The 18121-nt window shown below is 65.7% G+C and carries 14 protein-coding genes and 1 pseudogene; 8 read left to right on the top strand and 7 right to left on the bottom strand.

Translation table 11 applies throughout. From position 1 onward, the window contains the following. The first annotated feature begins 76 nt into the window (after positions 1-76). On the top strand, positions 77-1696 hold the full coding sequence (locus QUE68_RS28895; RefSeq protein ID WP_286274889.1) for an ABC-F family ATP-binding cassette domain-containing protein: 1620 nt from the start codon (positions 77-79) through the stop codon (positions 1694-1696). 22 nt (positions 1697-1718) lie between these two features. On the opposite strand, the gene QUE68_RS28890 is transcribed toward QUE68_RS28895, so the two are convergent. The 4 genes and pseudogenes from QUE68_RS28890 to istA form a co-directional block, all read right to left on the bottom strand. Continuing rightward, positions 1719-2357, bottom strand: a complete 639-nt coding sequence (locus QUE68_RS28890) for an MmyB family transcriptional regulator (RefSeq protein WP_286275964.1) — start codon at positions 2355-2357, stop codon at positions 1719-1721. Positions 2358-2360: 3 nt separating this feature from the next. Next, a pseudogene (locus QUE68_RS28885) lies at positions 2361-2546 on the bottom strand (helix-turn-helix domain-containing protein); the annotation flags it as partial. A gap of 198 nt (positions 2547-2744) precedes the next feature. Then, complete coding sequence (gene istB / locus QUE68_RS28880) at positions 2745-3545, bottom strand: IS21-like element helper ATPase IstB (protein ID WP_284226300.1); 801 nt, start codon at positions 3543-3545, stop codon at positions 2745-2747. 1 nt (position 3546) lies between these two features. After that, positions 3547-5169, bottom strand: a complete 1623-nt coding sequence (istA, locus tag QUE68_RS28875; RefSeq protein WP_284226301.1) for an IS21 family transposase — start codon at positions 5167-5169, stop codon at positions 3547-3549. A 245-nt stretch (positions 5170-5414) separates the two neighbouring features. Between istA and QUE68_RS28870 the strand changes: the two genes are divergently transcribed. Further along, positions 5415-5819: an SRPBCC family protein gene (locus QUE68_RS28870; protein ID WP_286274888.1), complete on the top strand. Its 405-nt coding sequence runs from the start codon at positions 5415-5417 to the stop codon at positions 5817-5819. A gap of 81 nt (positions 5820-5900) precedes the next feature. Here QUE68_RS28870 and QUE68_RS28865 read toward each other — a convergent pair whose 3' ends face one another. Further along, on the bottom strand, positions 5901-6710 hold the full coding sequence (locus tag QUE68_RS28865) for a DUF1906 domain-containing protein (protein ID WP_286274887.1): 810 nt from the start codon (positions 6708-6710) through the stop codon (positions 5901-5903). A 448-nt stretch (positions 6711-7158) separates the two neighbouring features. Here QUE68_RS28865 and QUE68_RS28860 point away from each other — a divergent pair, with 448 nt between their 5' ends. The 4 genes from QUE68_RS28860 (at position 7159) to QUE68_RS28845 (ending at position 11645) form a co-directional block, all read left to right on the top strand. Then, entirely contained in the window at positions 7159-8235 is a 1077-nt protein-coding gene (locus QUE68_RS28860) for an FAS1-like dehydratase domain-containing protein (protein WP_286274886.1), read from the top strand. Positions 8236-8306: 71 nt separating this feature from the next. Beyond that, positions 8307-9767 (top strand): hypothetical protein, encoded by a 1461-nt coding sequence (locus QUE68_RS28855; protein ID WP_286274885.1) that lies wholly within the window; start codon positions 8307-8309, stop codon positions 9765-9767. Between the two features lie 89 nt (positions 9768-9856). Beyond that, positions 9857-10996 carry a CaiB/BaiF CoA transferase family protein gene (locus tag QUE68_RS28850; protein ID WP_286274884.1) on the top strand — a complete coding sequence of 380 codons (1140 nt, stop codon included), beginning with the start codon at positions 9857-9859 and terminating at the stop codon, positions 10994-10996. 4 nt (positions 10997-11000) lie between these two features. After that, positions 11001-11645 carry a TetR/AcrR family transcriptional regulator gene (locus QUE68_RS28845; RefSeq protein WP_286274883.1) on the top strand — a complete coding sequence of 215 codons (645 nt, stop codon included), beginning with the start codon at positions 11001-11003 and terminating at the stop codon, positions 11643-11645. A gap of 289 nt (positions 11646-11934) precedes the next feature. Here QUE68_RS28845 and QUE68_RS28840 read toward each other — a convergent pair whose 3' ends face one another. Beyond that, positions 11935-12417: a MarR family winged helix-turn-helix transcriptional regulator gene (locus tag QUE68_RS28840; RefSeq protein WP_286274882.1), complete on the bottom strand. Its 483-nt coding sequence runs from the start codon at positions 12415-12417 to the stop codon at positions 11935-11937. A gap of 256 nt (positions 12418-12673) precedes the next feature. Here QUE68_RS28840 and QUE68_RS28835 point away from each other — a divergent pair, with 256 nt between their 5' ends. After that, positions 12674-12796 (top strand): hypothetical protein, encoded by a 123-nt coding sequence (locus QUE68_RS28835; RefSeq protein WP_286274881.1) that lies wholly within the window; start codon positions 12674-12676, stop codon positions 12794-12796. Between the two features lie 478 nt (positions 12797-13274). Here the strand turns inward: QUE68_RS28835 and QUE68_RS28830 are convergent, their stop codons facing one another. After that, the gene (locus tag QUE68_RS28830; RefSeq protein ID WP_286274880.1) at positions 13275-13700 is read right to left on the bottom strand and encodes a hypothetical protein; all 426 of its coding nucleotides are present in this window, start codon (positions 13698-13700) and stop codon (positions 13275-13277) included. On the opposite strand from QUE68_RS28830, the gene QUE68_RS28825 reads away from it, so the two are divergent. Beyond that, complete coding sequence (locus QUE68_RS28825) at positions 13687-18120, top strand: Ig-like domain-containing protein (RefSeq protein ID WP_286274879.1); 4434 nt, start codon at positions 13687-13689, stop codon at positions 18118-18120. The two genes, QUE68_RS28830 and QUE68_RS28825, sit on opposite strands and share 14 nt — an antisense overlap. Position 18121: the final 1 nt, after the last annotated feature.

The following is an 18121-nucleotide window of genomic DNA, read 5'->3' as shown; positions in this document are numbered from 1 at the left end:
CCCGAGCAGTCAGGCCGGGGCGAGCCGATTGCGGTCATCGATCATGCGGTCCGGCGTATGGACGATGATGGCGACCATGGGTCACCTGGAGGTCGGGCATGTCGACTACTACCTCCCGGATGGGCGGCTGCTACTGGCCGACGCCAGCTTCCGGGTCGAGCAAGGCTCGGTCGTAGCCCTGGTCGGGCCGAACGGGGCCGGAAAGTCCACGCTCATGCGCCTGATTGCCGGGGAGTTGCAGCCCGACGAAGGCACGATCACTACCAGTGGCGGCCTCGGCGTCATGCCGCAGTTCATCGGCTCGGTCCGTGACGAGCGGACGGTCCGCGATCTACTGGTCGCGGTCGCCCGGCCGACCGTCACCGTAGCGGCGAAGGCGGTCGACGCGGCCGAGCTGGCGATGATGGAACGCGACAACGAGGCCGCGCAAATGACCTACGCGCAGGCGCTGAGCGACTGGGGCGACGTGGGCGGATACGAGGCGGAGAACCTCTGGGACAAGTGCACGATGGCCGCCCTCGGCGTGCCCTACAGCGAGTGCCAGTGGCGGGATGCGCGGACCCTGTCCGGCGGCGAGCAGAAGCGCCTGGTTCTCGAGGCGCTGCTGCGCGGCCCCGACGAAGTGCTGTTGCTCGACGAGCCCGACAACTACCTGGACGTGCCGGGTAAACGCTGGCTGGAGGAACAGCTGAAAGAAACCCCCAAGACCGTGCTATTCGTCTCGCACGACCGAGAGCTGCTGTCGGTGGCAGCCGACATGATCGCCAGTGTCGAGCCCACGCCCAGCGGTTCGGACGTGTGGGTGCACGGCGGCGGGTTCGCGTCGTTCCACGAGGCGCGCGAGCGGCGGTTCGACCGGTTCGATGAGCTGCGCCGCCGCTGGGACGAGAAGCACGCCCAGCTAAAGAAGCTCGTCCTGGACATGCGCGGGTACGCGGGGCGCAGCGACGCGATGGCGTCGCGGTACGCAGCGGCCCAGACCCGGCTGCGGATGTTCGAGGAGGCCGGGCCGCCGCCGGAGCCGCCCCGCAAGCAGGACATCACGATGCGGCTGCGCGGCGGCCGTACCGGCCTACGGGCCGTCACCTGCCAGGACCTGGAACTGACCGGGCTGATGCACCCGTTCAGCATCGAGGTCTACTACGGCGAGCGGGTCGCGGTACTCGGCTCCAACGGCTCCGGGAAATCGCACTTCCTGCGGCTGCTAGCCGGCCACGACGTACCCCACACCGGCACCTGGAAGCTCGGTGCCCGGGTTGTCCCCGGGTTCTTCGCCCAGACGCACGCCCATCCCGAACTAGAGAAGCGGACCTTGGTCGACACGCTCTGGGAGGCGCACGCCAGGGGCCGCGGTGCGGCCATGAGTGTCCTGCGCCGCTACGAGCTTGAACGCCAAGGCGACCAGCCGTTCGGCAAGCTCTCGGGCGGCCAGCAGGCCCGCTTCCAGATCCTGTTACTGGAGATCGAAGGCGCGACCGCGTTGCTGCTCGACGAGCCCACCGACAACCTCGACCTCGAATCCGCCGAGGCCCTACAGGAAGGCCTGGAGTCCTACGAAGGCACCGTGTTGGCGGTGACCCACGACCGCTGGTTCGCCCGTACCTTTGATCGCTTCCTGGTCTTCGGCGCCGACGGCACCGTCCGCGAGACCACCGAACCCGTCTGGGACGAGGCCCGCGTCAAGCGCGCCCGCTAGATCATCTCTTTGGCCGGCCGCGCTACTGGGTCTGAATGCCGACCACCCTGAGCAGGTCGAGCTTGTCCGCATCAGTGCTGCCGACCGGAGCCGTGTAGACCACGACGCGCAGGTCGGAGTCGGTCGTCGAAAGCACGTCGCAGTCGAAGGTGATGTGCCCAACGACAGGTGAGTCGACTGTCTTGCGTTCGCTGCGTCGGTTCGCTACGCGCCACTGTCCCCAGCACGCCTCGAAGGCGGGGCTGGCTGCGCGCAGATCGGCGACGAGTCCGATCAGGCCCTGGTCGTCTGGGTAGGCACTCATCGCGGCGTGGAGGTCTGAAACCATCTCTTGCGCAAAGTCATCCGCCTGTTCCACCGACCGCACGAGGGGGATGTTCTCGGTTACGAACGCGCGCCAGATCAGGTTGGATTCACGACCGGAGAGGGCGGTTAGATCCCCGAAGAGCGCGTGCCACATCTGGTTGCCGAGCACGAAATCCCATGCCGCGGTGTACACACCGACGGGAGTGCCCGTCAGGTGATCGAGGATGCGCTGCAGTCCCGGACTCAGGTGCGCAGAGATCACGCCACGCGGTGGCGGTGCGATTCCCGCCGAGCGGTAGAGCACGTCGCGTTCATCGACGCTGAGCCTCAAAGCGCGCGCCAGTGCGGCGATCACCTGTGGTGAGGGATTCTGCGCCCGACCCTGCTCGAGACGCACCAGGTAGTCCACGGACAGGCCGGAGAGGGAGGCCAATTCTTCACGGCGAAGACCCGGGCTGCGACGATCCCGGCCGGCCGGCAGACCTACCTCCGCGGGGCTCACGCGGTCGCGCCACGCTCTGATCGCCACCCCGAGCTCGGTCATTACCCGAGTCTGCCACCGCACTGTCGATCACTGGGTGGTACTGGTGGTCTCTGGTGAGGAACTCGTGGAGCCTGCATGCTCAGGTCATGGCCCACCCGATCCCGAGCGCACTCCTCATCGACTCTACGGACCGCACGTGTCGCTTGCCAGGGTGATGGGACCACCTGATTGCCAGGAGGATGGGACCACCGTGGCGCGTTATTGAGGATGCTCGGCGGGGTGGTCTGGGTCAAGCTGGCCGGGCCGGGCGCGTTGGCGGTAGGACGGTCCTTCGATGACCAGGGTGTGGGCCGCCGCGGTCAGTCGGTCGATGGCTGATTGAGCCAATAGCGTGTCGGCGGTCATGGTCAGCCATTCGGCGGGTTCCCGGTTGGAGGTCACGATGGTGGTCTTGGTGCGGTGACGTTCGACGACGATTTCGTAGAAGTCGCTGGTTTCGGTGGCATCGAGCGAGCGCAGCGCGAAGTCGTCGATGATGAGGACGTCAATCGCGGCCAGGCGGCGGATCTCGGTGTCGACGGTGTGGTCGAGTCGGGCTGCGCGTAGCCGGGTGAACAGTTTGTCGGCGCGACCGAATATGACGGTGTGCCGTCGGCGAATAGCCATGTGCCCCAACGCTGTTGCCAAATGCGTCTTGCCTACTCCGACGGGCCCGAGGACGATCGCGGACTGGCCGGCGTCGAGGAACCGCAGCGAGGTCAGATCCCCGAGCAGGGTGCGGTCATAGCGGAGGTCCTCTTGTGCGGTCCAGGTGTCGAAACGCATGCTCGGGTCGAGTCCGGCTTTGGTCGCCCGTAAGGCGGCTGAGCGGGATTCGCGTCGGGATACCTCATCAGCCAGCAGAGTTTCGAGGAACCCGATGTGGCTGAGTTTGTGTTGGCGGGCCAGGGCGGCACGTTCGGGCAGGGTGTCGGCCAACGCGCCGAGTTTGAGTGCTTTGAGCAGTCGGAGCAGATCAGCGCCGACCGGGTCGGCGGCTGCGCGGTTGGTCGTGGTCATGTCAGCGGGTCTCCTCGGGTTGCGCATCGGCCACGACGGTCAATGATGCTGGGGTGTTGGTGAATTCGGATGGATCACGCGAGAACCGGGTAGCTGACTGCCCGACCGCCCGGGGCAATGCCGGAGTGGTGGTTTCGGTGGCGCGTTCCAGCATGGAAGCGATCTTGTTGACCGAGACGACGTCGAGGTCCAACGCGAGTGAACATGCTCGATCGACGCGCTCAGCGCCGTAACGGCGCACCAGACCCTGGAGCCGGTAGACGGTCCGCATCCGGGTCCAGGGCAGCGGGTCATCGAGGATGCGTTCGGCGTAGATCCCGACATTCGGCCCGTGGCTGGCACACGCCGCGATCAACGCCGCCAAGTCCCGCAGCGCATAGCTGGCCTTGTGCTCAGGCAGATCATTGCGGTCGGTGCTGCGCCCACCTGCCGGTTGGCGGGGATGGACCTTCACCAGCGTGCCGCGGTGATAGAACTTCACCAGCTCGCTATCGGCGCGCACGTCCACCGTGGTGCCGATCCACTGCTCGGGCAACGAGTACAGGGCTTTGCCGACCTCGGCGTGGAAGTCGCGGTGCACCTTGACCGCCTTGAACACCGGCACGTCGTAGGCCCCCGGCACCGGCAGCAGGAGTCGCTGTTCTTCGGCGGTGAACACCTCCACCGGCCGTGCGCAGGTGGTGCCGTGGATGCGCATACCGGCCGTCCGCTCACACCACGCGGTCGCCGCCTGCTGCGCCTGCTCGAGACTGGTGAATGTTTCACCGTCCCAGAAGTTTCCACGCACATACTGCACCGTGCGTTCGACCCGCGGCTTGTCCTTGGGCGAGCGCACCCGGGCCGGGTCGGTGAGGAACCCGCCATGACCGGCGTAATCGAGCCAGCCCGCGGTGAACCGGGGGTTGACCGCATCGGCAGCGGCGATCACCGGTTTCAAGTTATCCGGGATCAGCACCGCGAAGACGCCGCCGAAGAACTCCCACGCCGCCTGAGCGCCAGCGATCACCGCCGCCAAGGTCTGCGAATACGACAACCACACGAACATGTGCCGGCTGTAGACGGCGGTGAAGATCAACGCGTGCACCTTGCGGCGACGACCATCACCGGTGTCGGTGAGCATCCCCAGGTAGCCGAAATCGATCTGGCATTCCACCCCCGGGTCGCCGTCGGCGACTCGCACCGTGGTGTCCTTACGTCCGAAACCGCAACGTTCACTGGCGAATCGGTTCAACGTCCGATACGGAACCACACACCCTCGGCGGTCCAACAGCGTCGCGATCTTGGTGATCGTCAACGGCCGCGCCTCGCCCTCGCCGGCCACCCACGCGGTGATCTGCTCCTCGAATTCGAGCAGCCGATCCCAGGCCGCGCCGTGACCATCGGGGCGCACCGGGCGGACCGCTTCGGCGACCGCACCGATCAACCCGTCATCGAGCGCGCTGACATCGTCGTCTCGGCGCAGCCCCGCTGCCTGGGCGGCCTCCACGTAGCGGCGCACCGTTTTGCGGTCCACACCGCAATGCGCGGCGATCCTGCGGTACCCCGGCGCCGGTAACCCCACCACCCCGAGCCACACCCGCAGCACTTCCCTGATCTCGTTCACACTGACCTCCCGAAAAGCCATGCCCGTGCCTCCGTGACTTGAACTGTCACGGCGATCGAACGGGCAAACGAAGAGACCACCGACGCGGCGCGCCGGTGGTCCCATAACTGGCAATCCAGGTGGTCCCATCCCACTGGCAAAATCAGGTCACAGTGGTCCCATGCTCATGGCAAACGACACGCACGGTACCGATCACCGTTCAGCAGCGTTCACGCTTGGCTCCCGCGGACTCCATGAGTCTCATTGCGCCGATTGATCTTTCACGGGTGTTCCTTCCCGTATTGCCGTTTCCCGGTGTCGCAGGTGTCGCCAATCAGACCGAGGCGTGGGATCACCCCGGGCCTACCCGAAATCCGCAGTTCACCGATGGGTCCCAGGCCGACGAGCAAATGACCGAGTACACCGCGGGCACAAGCTTCGCCTACCAACTCACCGGCTTCACCAACATGCTCTCCAAGCTCGCCGTCGGCGTTCGCGGTGAGTGGACCTTCACACCCGACGGCAACGGAACTCTCATTCGGTGGTCCTACGAGTTCAAGCCTCTGCCCGGTCGCCGCTGGATCATCGCCGGACCGTTCAAACCGCTGTGGCGCCGCTACATGGCTGCAGCCCTAGCCCGTTCGGTTGACACCTCAGAGTCGGACTTCGCCTCATCCGCAACCCGAGGCTGAACGCTGACCTGCCGCCGGCCTCCGCGCCAACTGAATTCACGCCGACACCCTGCCACGGTCCGGCGGATGTGCGGTAGCACTTCACGGATGCAGATTCCACTGGCCGCAATCCTGGGCCAGGGCGTCGTTGACGTCGACTTCGAAGCCCCCAACCAACGGGCCTGGATTTGACTTGGTGGCCACAATGCGCTGATAGAGAACAGCATTGGGGTGGACTCGCTTGTCTGACCAGGCCCGGGTCTGCCACGCCCATACGCGTCCGGGTGTGCGGGAGTTCCCTATCACGCCATCTACCGCAGCCCAATGGCACACATCGATGCCGCCGTAAACGCCGGTGCGTTGCACACCGAGTACGGAATTGATTCCGTAAAACCATTGCAGCGCAACATTGTTCCATGTAGTGCGGTTGATGTCCTCATCGATGGAGAAGAAGATCGGAGCGTTGCGGGCGCCACCGGCCGCGGTGTGCAGCTGCCAGGCAGCCCGGGCGTCGGCGACACCGCCGGCGAACCCGCGGGTGAAGTCCGACGGTGCGCCGCCGCCCGGCTTTCCGTACTGATAATTGCTGATGATCACCAGCCCTGCTTTGGCCAATGTCTCGGCGTAGGGGCGAGTGATCGGCTTGGCGCCGAAGTTCGTGCCGGGACGCGACATCGAAACGTAGTTCACCACTCCCGCGTAGCCTGCAGCCTTGATGTGTTCGGCAGGAATTTGATGCGCGGCATAGTCGATCAATAACGGAGTGGCGGCCGCCGCCGTGGGACTGCCGGCAGCTGCCGACCCGATACCCAACGCGGCCACCGCCGATGCAGCGGCGGCGTAACGCAACGCGTCGCGCCTGGATACCGGGCGCAACGGCCCAAGGCCGAGAGTCTCCGGCGAGTCCTGCACGGCCCCGATGTTAACGATGAGACGGGAGTTAATCGTGAAGCCTCGCCGGGGCCTCGACCGTGGCTTCGCTGCATCTCGACAGCGACCTCGGGGGGCAAGGGGGTATTTGGCACCGACGTCCAGGCGAGGGTGCGGTCGACACAATTCGATGTCCGGCTCGTCGATGGAGAAGAATCTCATTACTTTATCGGACGCGAGCGTACCGACGAGTCCGAGCAGGCCATGGTGGCCAGCCTGGGTCTGGCCTTTCAATGACCCTTTGCTCAAACCGTTCCCAGGCAGAGTGAGAGGTTTAGTGCAGATCGGGTTAGCTTCCGGCCCGGCACCTTCGTAACTACTTGCACGGTAATCCGATTACTGTCTATTGTTTGGAGCGCTCGTTGCGCCCGGTCGGTCAGCTCCGACCGGGGTCTCGCGTCGGCGGTACGTGCGCGGAGGAAGGCAACGAATGTCGGATGCGGAGGACTGGAAGGCCGATTGGCATGACGTGATCAGTCGGGTCGGTAGGACCGTCGGTGACGGCTCGATCACCTGGGCAGCTGACGTGGTCGAGCGAGGTGCCGTGAGGCGCTATCTAGAACCGCTCGAGTTCGATTGTGCGCTCCACTACTCGACCGAGGTTGCCCAGAAGCACGGCTACGACGACGTGATCGCCCCTTATACGAGCATCTTCTCCTTCGTGGGAGGACCCCAGTGGTCCCCGGGCGAGGTGGCGTTTCCTTCTGCGGACCGCAATGCCGCGCCGCAGCGGCTGGTGATCGATCCGGGCGAATACCCCGCTGCTGCAACGGGTCTCTTTGCGACCGATTTCGAAGTCGAGTTCATTCGGCCGGTGGTCGTCGGAGAACGCCTTGGCGGGCGGGGCCGCACGTTGACGGACGTGTCCCTCAAGCAGACGCGCGTTGGCCGTGGTGCGTTCGTGAAGTCCGAGTCGACGATGGTCGACCGAGCGGAGCTGCCGGTTGCCACGCTACGCACCGGCTTGTTCGTCTTCGAGCCCAACGAACCGACCGGCTCCAACGAGAACGGAGATCGTGGGACCCTGCCGGAAATTCCGGTGCCCGACGATTGGCTCGAGGGGTCATCGGCTCCCATCGTCGACGGCCAACGAACAGGCCGCGACATCGAGCCGGGTCAACTCATCGAAGCTATCTCGTTTCCGCTACCGGTCTTGCGCTTGGTGATGGCGGCGGGTGCCAACCGAGACTTCAATCTGATTCACCACAACACCGAGGCCGCACAGGCCAGCGGGGCCCCTGAGATGTATGCCAATACGCTGTTCTTGCAAGGTATGTGGGAACGGACGGTCCGGGCGTTCATCGGCAACAAGGGGACGATCGAGCGGATCTCGGGATTCCGAATGGTCTCGTTCAATACAGCGGGCGACACCGCGACGGTGCGGGGCAAGGTGCAATCCCATCGGAACGACGGGGACCGCACGGTCGCCGAATTAATGGTGTGGACGGCGAACTCGGGCGGACTCTCGGTCGGGCCCGGCACCGTCATCGTGACGGTCCCACGCTGATGGGCTCGCGCACCGGTACCGGTGAAGGGAGCGTCGACCCGTCCACGCCGGTCCTTGTCGGTTGGGCATCAGTGAGCAGACGCGAGCCGGACCACACCGCCTCGCCCGAGGCTGCGGCACTCATGATCGAGGCGACCCAGTCGATGCTGCCAACCCCATTGGCGGACAGCGTGCTCGGCGAGGTCGACTGGATCGGCGCGACCGATGGCCTGACGGTGTACGCCGATCCGGGGCGGATCGTGGCCGAGGCGATGGGCGCGCCCGGAGCCCACACCGTCCTCGCCAAGGTCGGTGTGATGCAGCAGACCCTGCTCTCCGAGGCCTGCCGTCGGGTGCAGGCTGGGACATCGCAATTGGCACTGGTGGTCGGTGCCGAGGCGAGATACCGAGACGTTCGCGCGAGGGCGGCCGGCGAGGTCGCCTCCATCACGGCCCAGCCCGCCGGGACGGTTCCCGACGAGACCCTCACTGTCGAGGCTGAACTGGTCCTTCGCGCAGAGGTCGATGCCGGACTCGGCGGCGCGCCCGGATTCTATGCACTGCTCGACAGCGAATGGCGAGTGGCGCACGGCCGCGGACTCGACGCTCACCGCGATGACATCGCCCGCCTGTACAGCCGATTCACCGAGATCGCGGCGATGAACCCGCACGCGGTTCGCCCGCAGGTTCGGAGCGCGGACTGGCTCCGCGAGCACTCCGACGCCAACCCCATGGTGGCGTTCCCGTACACGAAGCACATGGTGTCGACGTGGACGGTCGACTCCGGAAGCGCGCTGCTGTTCGCGTCGGCTAGCACCGCATCACGGCTCGGAATCCCACGGTCGACATGGTTGTTTCCGGCCGCTGCGGTGGAATCCAACCACGTCGTGCCGGTCACTGCGCGCACGCGTCCATCTCAGCCCGCCGCAATGCGAATCATGGCCGAAGCGGTTCGACGGGAAGCCGAGATCGACACCGCTGACATCGAGATCCTCGATCTGTACAGCCCGATGCCGGTGGCCGTTAACGCTGCCGCCGAGGGGCTCAACGTCCCCGCGGGACGTGATCTGACCGTCACGGGTGGCATGTCATTCGCCGGAGGGCCGTTCAACAGCTACGTCTTCGACGCGCTCGTCGCTGCTGCGCAACGGCTTTCGGCCGAAGCGGGTGAGTACGCTCTGGTGAGCAGCGTGAGCGGCCTCTACACGAAGCAAGGCCTCATGATTCTCGCGGCCCAACCACCGCGACGTCCGTTCACCGTCGTAGACGTGACCGACGCCGTCGCGCAGGCGGAACCGGCGCTACCCGTCGCCGAGATCGCTGACGGCTACGGCACGATCGTCGCGTCGACCGTCACCTTCGCGGGGAACGAGGCCGAACGAGCAATCGTGATCGTGGACCTCGCCACCGGCGAGCGAACTGTCGCCTACTCCCAGGATGTGGCTGTGATCGCCCGATTCCTCACGACAGACGCACCAGGCCGCCCGGTCTCGGTCGACCGGGGCGTGTTCGCCTTCGCGGACCCCGACCCGTCGGTGCAGTCCCGCTCCTAATCTCAACCCACGTACGGAGAATCCCCATGCAACCAGCGTCAGCCGCAGGACCCCTCGATGGAATCCGTGTAGTCGAGTTCTCTGTCGCCATGACTGGGCCATTCGCGGCGGCGATACTCGCCGACCAAGGCGCCGACGTCGTCAAGGTCGAACGTCCTGGTATCGGCGACATCTGTCGTTGGGTCGGTACCAGCGTCAACGGCATGTCGGCGGCCTTCCTTCTATGCAATCGAGGCAAGAGGTCCATTGCGATCGATCTCGCCACCCCAGACGGCCTCGACATTGCCCGCCGACTCTGCGCGGAGGCCGACGTGGTCATCCAGAACTTTAGAACTGGTGTGATGGACCGGCTCGGGCTCGGCTACCACGACATTGCCGCTGACAACCCCGGGGTGATCTATGCGTCGCTTTCGGGCTACGGCTCCGCTGGTCCCTACGCGCACCGAAGTGCCTACGACTTGGCCATTCAGGGGTACGGCGGCGTCGCTTCGGTTCAGGCCGATCCCACTGATGGCGTGCCCGTGTTCGTCCGCCAGACGGTGGCCGACAAGGTGACCGCACTCTTTGCCGCTCAAGCGATTTCCGCCGCCCTCTACGCGCGCGAGCACGGTGCGGGCGGACAACACCTCGAATCGTCGATGATGGATTCCATCGTCTCGTTTCTCTGGTTGGACTGCGCAGGGAACGAAGTCTTGATGGATTCGGACGATTCAACGCCGTCGTCGATGGTCGGTGGCTTCGCTCCCTTTGAGTTCCAAGATGGCTGGGGCGTGGTCGTACCGACCAGCGACGACGACTTCGCCGGGGTGTGCCGCGCCTTCGGCGTCGACGGCTACGACGACCCCGAGGTCGCGACGATGGCGGCGCGCTGGAACAACTCTGGTGCGGTCACGGCGATCTTCGATCTGTGTCGCGCCCACGCCGCAAACCTGACCAAGGCAGAAGCGACCCGGCGACTGGACGCTGAGCGTGTGCCGTTTTCGATGGTGGTCAGTCCCAAGGAACTGATCGACGATGAGCACGCCCTGGCGATCGGCCTCCTCGAGAAACAGCACCACCCCATCGCCGGCCAGGTCAGAATGCCGCGGCACCCGACCAGGTTCTCGGCAACTCCCGCGAGCCTGGGTCGCCCAGCGCCGGCGTTGGGGCAACACACCACCGAGATCTTGGAGGAGATCGGTGCCGGTGACCGCGCCGCGGACCTCCGAGAACGCGGAGTGGTGGCGTGAACCAGTGAAAAAAGCCGTCCCACCTGATCCGTTGGAGCTGCCCGCAGATCGCTTGGCCCGCCGAACACGGATCCTCCAAACCGCGTTCGAGCTCCTGGAGAACGACGAGTACGCCAACATCCAAATGCGCGAAGTGGCCGAAGCGGCCAAGGTGTCGCTCGGAACGCTCTACCGCTACTTCACGTCCAAGGAGCACCTCTATGCAGCCACCCTCCTCGAGTGGTCGACCGACTTCGACCTCAACGACGAAAATCTCATACCCGGCGCCAGCGACGAGGAACGCATCCGCGGCTTGCTGATGCGAGCGGTGGGCGCCTTCGAACGCCGACCGCAAGTACTGCGGGCAGAGATCGCACTCGAAAGTTCCACAGACCCCAACGTCCAGCAGCTCTTCGAACAGTTCACAGACCGACACCTCGAGGTCATGCTCCACGCGCTGCATGACGTCCGCCCAGCCGACGGGCAGGCCATCGTCGACACCCTCGTCGCCGTGCTCGGCGCTCGAACTCGTTCGTGGGCGCTCGGGCGCAGCACCATCCACAACGTTCGCAAGACCATCGACCGCAGCGTCAATCTGGTATTCAACGGAGCGAAGTTGCGGCCAGCGGCCGGCAACGACGATGCCGTTACAGATGGTGAGCCGAACTGACCGACGCGGACAGATCCCCGGTGGGGGTGTCGCATCCCGAGAGATTGCGTTCGAGACCGTCCGCCAGTCGGCGGATGCCGTTCTGCCAAAGGCATTGTGGCGCAACCCCGGCCAGGACAAGCTACGAAATCCATGCAGCGGAACAACATCACTCAGCTGAGCTACGTGTAGCGCTTTGGCCATCGGCACGTGTTCGGTTTCTATCGTCCGGTCGATCAGCGAGTAGGGCACCGGTGCCGCCCGACGCAAATACCGCTTTCGGCGCTGAATCCCTCACGGCCGATGCGGGTCATGAAGGCTCTTCGTCGGCGGGGGAGTCGTCGTTCGCGGCCAGGTGCTGCAGGATTCGTTCGTTGAGAGTGGCGAGTAGGTCGAGCTCAGCTGGGGTGAGCAGATCGATGAAGTTCCGGCGGACGTCCGCCACGTGGCCGGGCGCCGCATTCTCGATCGCGGTTCGACCCGCCGGCGATAAGCAGACCATGGTGCTGCGGGCGTCATTCGGGTTGGGCTCGCGGCTGATCAGCCCACCTTTCTCCATGCCTCGGAGCTGGTGAGACAGGCGGCTCTTCTCCCAGCCCAATGCGTTGCGTAGCTCATGGGAAGGCATTCGGTCCTCGTCGTGATCGGAGAGCAATGCCAAGACCTCGTAGTCAGCCCCCGACAGGCCCGATCGCTGCAGACCCCTCTCCAGGTGCACGCCGACGCGGTGACGCGCGTCGACGAACGCCCGCCAGGCGCGCTCTTCACGGGCATCCAGCCAATTCGGTTCCATGACCCCAGGTTACCTCCAATGGTTGACGCCTCACCCAGCTATGGATATGGTTGCGGTAGGGAACGTTGCACGCTGCTCGTGCACCCCGACGACGCACGCGCGTTGGGGTCCGCCGCCGCCCGAAGACGGCAACGGTGGAGACCGATGGCGGGTCGGTGGACGTGGTGGTGCAGGTAAGCGCTGAGATGATGTTTTTTTCGGCGTCGTCTCGCTGCCGCACGGCTGGGGTCATGGCCTGCCTGGAACGATGCTCGCGGTGGCCAACGCGCACCCCGGAATCAACGCCAATCTGCTCAACCCCATTGACGTCCTGGACGTCCCCAGTAGCACCCACGTCGTCAACGGCGTGCCGTGTCGCGTGCGGCCCGGGGCGTCCTGACGTCGACCGAGATGTCGTCGATACCTCGTCCAGATCTTCAACACTTTGCTAGATCCACACGCGATGTTCACAGATGCAGCACAAAACCGCTGACGCCAAGGTAAGTATTGTGACGACGTTGCCGCGATTGCTGTAACGATACTTGGTTAGCTGAGCTCGTGAATGGTGGATCAATGGGTTTCAGTCGATACGTCGGCCGTGTCGGGGCGTTGGCCGTGGTGCTGGGAGTCGGCACGGTCGTCGTATTCCCGCAACCCGCGTTCGCCGACGAAGGCGGTTCTCCGAACGAGCCAGTCGGCGTGTCAGCGCAGTCGCCGGCTGACGCCCCCGGAGCGGCGACTGCGGTGACGAACGTCGAATCACCGCAGGACACCACGACGGACGCGTCGACGAATGGCACCACGAGCGACGGCCAGGGCGGCGGCAGCGAGGCGCCGTCGAGCACCGTGAGTGCTCAAACCAACACCGGTACCAGCACTCAGGCATCGACGAGTGCGACGACCGGGCCCACCGCAACGCCCACCGCGCCCGTCACCCCCGAGCCGGCCGTCGACGACACCACTAGTGACGACACGACTAGTGACGCCACCGTCGCCCCGACTGCCTCCTCGACGCCAACCGCGAGCCCGCCGCCCAGCTCCGACGACGTTGAGACGCAGACGGACGAACCGAAAACCTCGGTGGCGGACTCCTCCACGACGGTGCCCTCGCCGAAGTCGACCACCGAACCGAAGGCCGCGGCACTCCCGCGCAGCCTGCGCCCGACCACTTCGGTGTCGGAGCAATCTGCTTCCGGTGTCGAATCCACGACGCAACGAACGAGTTTCGCGGCCACGACGGCGGCACTCGCGCCGGCGGTGGCCAGCGACCCGATCAGCGCATTCCTGGCAGTGCCCGTATCCATCGTCACCACGCTGATCAACGCAGTGTTGAGACCCTTCTTCGGTGGCGCTCCGATCGCACCCGCGCAACCACCGCTGCTGTGGGCGGTCCTGGCCTGGGTGCGTCGCGAGTTACAGCGCACCTTCGCGAATTCGACGCCGACGGCGCCCAACCAGAACGTCACCGTCACGCTGACGACCCCCACTGCCGTGAGCGGACCCGTGGCATTCGCCGCGACCGACGCCGACGGTGATCCGCTGACCTACACCGTGCCCGCGCGCGGTGCCGTCGGAGGTCCCACCCATGGCACCGTGACCGTCGACCAGACGACCGGCACCTTCACCTACGACCCCGACGACGCCTATGCGCTGAGTGGGGGCACGGACACCTTCACCTACACCGTTAGTGACGCCGGCGCCCGTCGGAACTTCTTCGGCATCCCGCTGTCCGGGAGTTCCACGACCGCCAGCGGGACAGTCGCCGTATCGCTCAACCGCGTCGACGTCGCGCCGGTGATCAACGGCGACGTCAGCACCACCGTCGAAGAAACCCCGATCACCATCGCCGTGCTCGGCAACGACACCGACGCCAACGGAAGCCCGCTGACGGTCAGTGGCGTCACCCAAGCAAGCCACGGCACAACCACTTTCACCGCTTCGGGGGTCACCTACACCCCGAACGCCAACTACAACGGCACCGACAGCTTCACCTACACCGCGACCGATGGCTCCTTGACCGGCACAGCCACGGTCACCGTGACCGTCACTGCGGTCGACGACGTCCCGGTCGCTGTGAACGACACCGCCACCGTCGTTGAGGACAGCGGCACCACGCTGATCGACGTGTTGGCCAACGACACTGACGTCGACGCCGGGCCCAAGACGATCACCGCCGTCACCCAGCCCGCCGGGGGCACGGTCACCTTCACCGGCACGACCCTGAGCTACACGCCGAACGCCAACTACACCGGCACCGACACCTTCACCTACACCCTCAACGGCGGCCTCAGCGCCACCGCCACCATCACGGTCACGGCCGTCGACGACGCACCCGTCGCGGTTGGTGACGCCGCCACGGTCACCGAGGACAGCGGCACCACGCTGATCAACTTGTTGGGCAACGACACTGACGTCGACGCTGGGCCCAGGACGATCGCCGGCGTCACCCAGCCCGCCGGGGGCACGGTCACCTTCACCGGCACGTCCCTGAGCTACACGCCGAACGCCAACTTCACCGGCATAGATACCTTCACCTACACCCTCGCCGGCGGTTCCACCGCGACCGTCACCATCACGGTCACGGCCGTCGACGACGCACCCGTCGCGGTTGGTGACGCCGCCACCGTCGTTGAGGACAGCGGCACCACGCTGATCGACGTGTTGGGCAACGACACTGACGTCGACGCTGGGCCCAGGACGATCGCCGGCGTCACCCAGCCCGCCGGGGGCACGGTCACGTTCACCGGCACGTCCCTGAGCTACACGCCGAACGCGAACTTCACCGGCATAGATACCTTCACCTACACCCTCGCCGGCGGCTCCACCGCGACCGTCACCATTGCCGTCGCCGCCGTCGACGACGCACCCGTCGCGGTCGGTGACGCCGCCACCGTCGCTGAGGACAGCGGCACCACGCTGATCAACGTGTTGGGCAACGACACTGACGTCGACGCCGGGCCCAAGACGATCACCGGCGTGACCCAACCCATCAATGGCGTGGTCACCTTCACCGGCAGCACGCTGAGGTACAGGCCCACTGCCAATTACAACGGCACGGACACCTTCACCTACACCCTCGCCGGCGGCTCCACCGCCACCGTCACCATCACCGTCACCGCGGTCAACGACGCCCCGGTCCTCGGACAGCCGACGTCCACACCGGGAGTCGGCAACACGTGGGTGATATCGCCGAACGCCAGCGACGTCGACGGGGACACGCTGACCACCACGGTCACTAGCGCCAATGGCACCATCCCGCTCACTGTGACTCAACTGGCCGGTGGTTCCATCCAGGTAGTCGTCGACCCCACCTGGGCCCGCGCGCACCCCGGCGCACAGTTGCCGGTCACCGTCACCGTCACGGATTCCCAAAACGCCACGGCGACGAAGAGTTTGGTCATCGGCACCGCCAGCAACGCGACCGCCATCGGGATCAACGTCTCCGGGCAGGCGAACATCCCAGCGCTACCGGCCGGGGTCACCTACACCCAAGTGGCCGTCAGCTTGTTTTCGACGGTGTTGCTGCGGTCCGATGGCACCGCCGTCGCAGTCGGGTACAACTCCGATGGGCAGCTCGACATTCCTCAGCTATCGGCAGGGGTCACCTACACCCAAGTAGCGGCCGGCTACCGGCACACGGTGCTACTGCGCTCCGATGGCACCGCAATCGGCCTCGGGGACAACGACGACGGGCAGATCGACATCCCCCAGCTGCCGACTGGGGTGACCTACATCCGCATCGCCGCCGGCGAAGATGGCACGGTCCTGCTTCGCTCCGACGGCACCGCCGTCGGCGTAGGTCAGAATGACTACGGACAACTCAACATCCCCGCGCTGCCGGCCGGGGTCACCTACACCCAGGCTGCGGTCGGCATACGGCACACGGTGTTGCTGCGCTCCGACGGCTCCGCTGTCGTCATCGGCGACAACAGCTGGGGGCAACTCAACATCCCCGCGCTTCCGGCCGGGGTGAAGTACACCCAGGTCGCCGCGGGCGAGATACACACGGTGCTGCTGCGTTCCGATGGCACCGCCGTCGCGGTCGGGAACAATGGCTGGGGGCAATCCATCGTTCCGGCGTTGCCTGCCGGGGTGACCTACACCGGGGTAGCCGCCGCCCGCTACAACTCGGCGCTGCTGCGCTCCGACGGCACCGCCGTCGCCTTCGGGCAGAATGCCAGCGGGCAGCTCAACATCCCGGTGTTGCCGGCCGGGGTCACCTACACCCAGGTCGCCGCCAGTAATCACACCGTCCTGATCTCCTCCGCGACCGCCGCGCTCAACACACCGCCGGCGGCCGTGAACGACGCCGCCACCGTTGCCGAGGGCGGCAGCACCACCATCGCGGTGACGACCAACGACACCGACGGCGACGGCACCGTGGACACCACCACCGTGGTCATCACCCGGCAGCCCACCGCAGGAACCGTCACCGTCAACGCCGGTGGCACGGTCACGTACGCCCACAACGGCAGTGAAGTGAGGACCGACAACTTCGGCTACAAGGTCAGGGACGACACCGGTGCGCTCAGTAATGAAGCGACCGTGACGATGACGATCACCGCAGTCAACGACGCACCGGTCGCCGTGAACGACGCCGCGACCGTCGCCGAAGGCGGCAGCACCACCATCGCGGTGACGACCAACGACATCGACGGCGACGGCACCGTGGACACCACCACCGTCGTCATCACCCGACAACCCACCGCGGGAACCGCGACCGCCAACGCCAACGGCTCGGTCACCTACGTCAACAACGGCAGCGAGGCGAGGACCGACAGCTTCGGCTACAAGGTCAGGGACGACACCGGCGCGCTCAGTAATGAAGCGACCGTGACGATGACGATCACCGCAGTCAACGACGCGCCCATCGCCGGCAACGACGCCTACACCGTCGCCGGAAACGGCACCCTGACCATCAACTCACCGGGCCTGTTGGCCAACGACACCGACCCCGACGGCGACCAGATCCGCATCACGGCGGCCATCGCACCTCAACACGGCACGCTGTCCGGGCTGCTCTCGAACGGCACCTTCACCTACACGCCGGCAGCCAACTACGCCGGAGCCGATTCCTTTACCTACACGGTGAGCGACGGCACGGCGACCAGCCAGGGCACCGTCACGATCACCGTCACGGCCGACGCCAACAATATTGCGCCGGTGAGTAATTCGGATTCCTACACCATCGCCGAAGACACGGTCCTGACCGTGAACGCCCCAGGCCTCCTCGGCAACGACACAGATGCCGACGGCCAAACGCTGAGCGTCGTGAGCATTGGCATCGAACCGACTCTTGGCTCGCTGGAGCTCCGCTCGGACGGGTCCTTCACCTACACGCCGGGACCCAACGTCAACGGCACGGACACGTTCACCTACAAGGCGAGCGACGGGGCTGCCGAGACGGCCTTCACGACCGTCACCATCACGGTGACCGCCGTCAACGACGCACCGGTCGTGGCGCTCAACGACGTCATTCCCATCGCAAAGGACAGCTTCGTGGCCATCGCGCTGGCCAACCGATCGTCCGACGTCGACGGCGACGTGCTGACCGGGATACTCGTCACCAGCACTCAGCACGGCACTCTTGTCTTCCTTGGCGACCAGCGAGCGTTCACCTACCAGCCCACGGCGGGCTACGTCGGGCAAGACTCCTTCTCCTACAAGGTCAATGACGGAAAGGTCGACAGCGCCGTTGCGACCGTGACGCTCAACGTCAGCTAGA

It is taken from the genome of Mycolicibacterium sp. TUM20985, assembly GCF_030295745.1.
GTDB lineage: Bacteria > Actinomycetota > Actinomycetes > Mycobacteriales > Mycobacteriaceae > Mycobacterium.
Note: the sequence above shows the minus strand (reverse complement) of the source record. Positions and strands in the feature narration are given on the sequence as shown.

What these genes read in the sequence shown, in the direction of transcription:
- QUE68_RS28895 (WP_286274889.1), top strand. Translation starts at nt 77, where the DNA reads ATGGGTCACCTGGAGGTCGGGCATGTCGACTACTACCTCCCGGATGGG.
- istB (WP_284226300.1), bottom strand. Translation starts at nt 3,545, where the DNA reads ATGACCACGACCAACCGCGCAGCCGCCGACCCGGTCGGCGCTGATCTG.
- istA (WP_284226301.1), bottom strand. Translation starts at nt 5,169, where the DNA reads ATGGCTTTTCGGGAGGTCAGTGTGAACGAGATCAGGGAAGTGCTGCGG.
- QUE68_RS28860 (WP_286274886.1), top strand. Translation starts at nt 7,159, where the DNA reads ATGTCGGATGCGGAGGACTGGAAGGCCGATTGGCATGACGTGATCAGT.
- QUE68_RS28850 (WP_286274884.1), top strand. Translation starts at nt 9,857, where the DNA reads ATGACTGGGCCATTCGCGGCGGCGATACTCGCCGACCAAGGCGCCGAC.
- QUE68_RS28840 (WP_286274882.1), bottom strand. Translation starts at nt 12,417, where the DNA reads ATGGAACCGAATTGGCTGGATGCCCGTGAAGAGCGCGCCTGGCGGGCG.
- QUE68_RS28830 (WP_286274880.1), bottom strand. Translation starts at nt 13,700, where the DNA reads ATGGATACGGGCACTGCCAGGAATGCGCTGATCGGGTCGCTGGCCACC.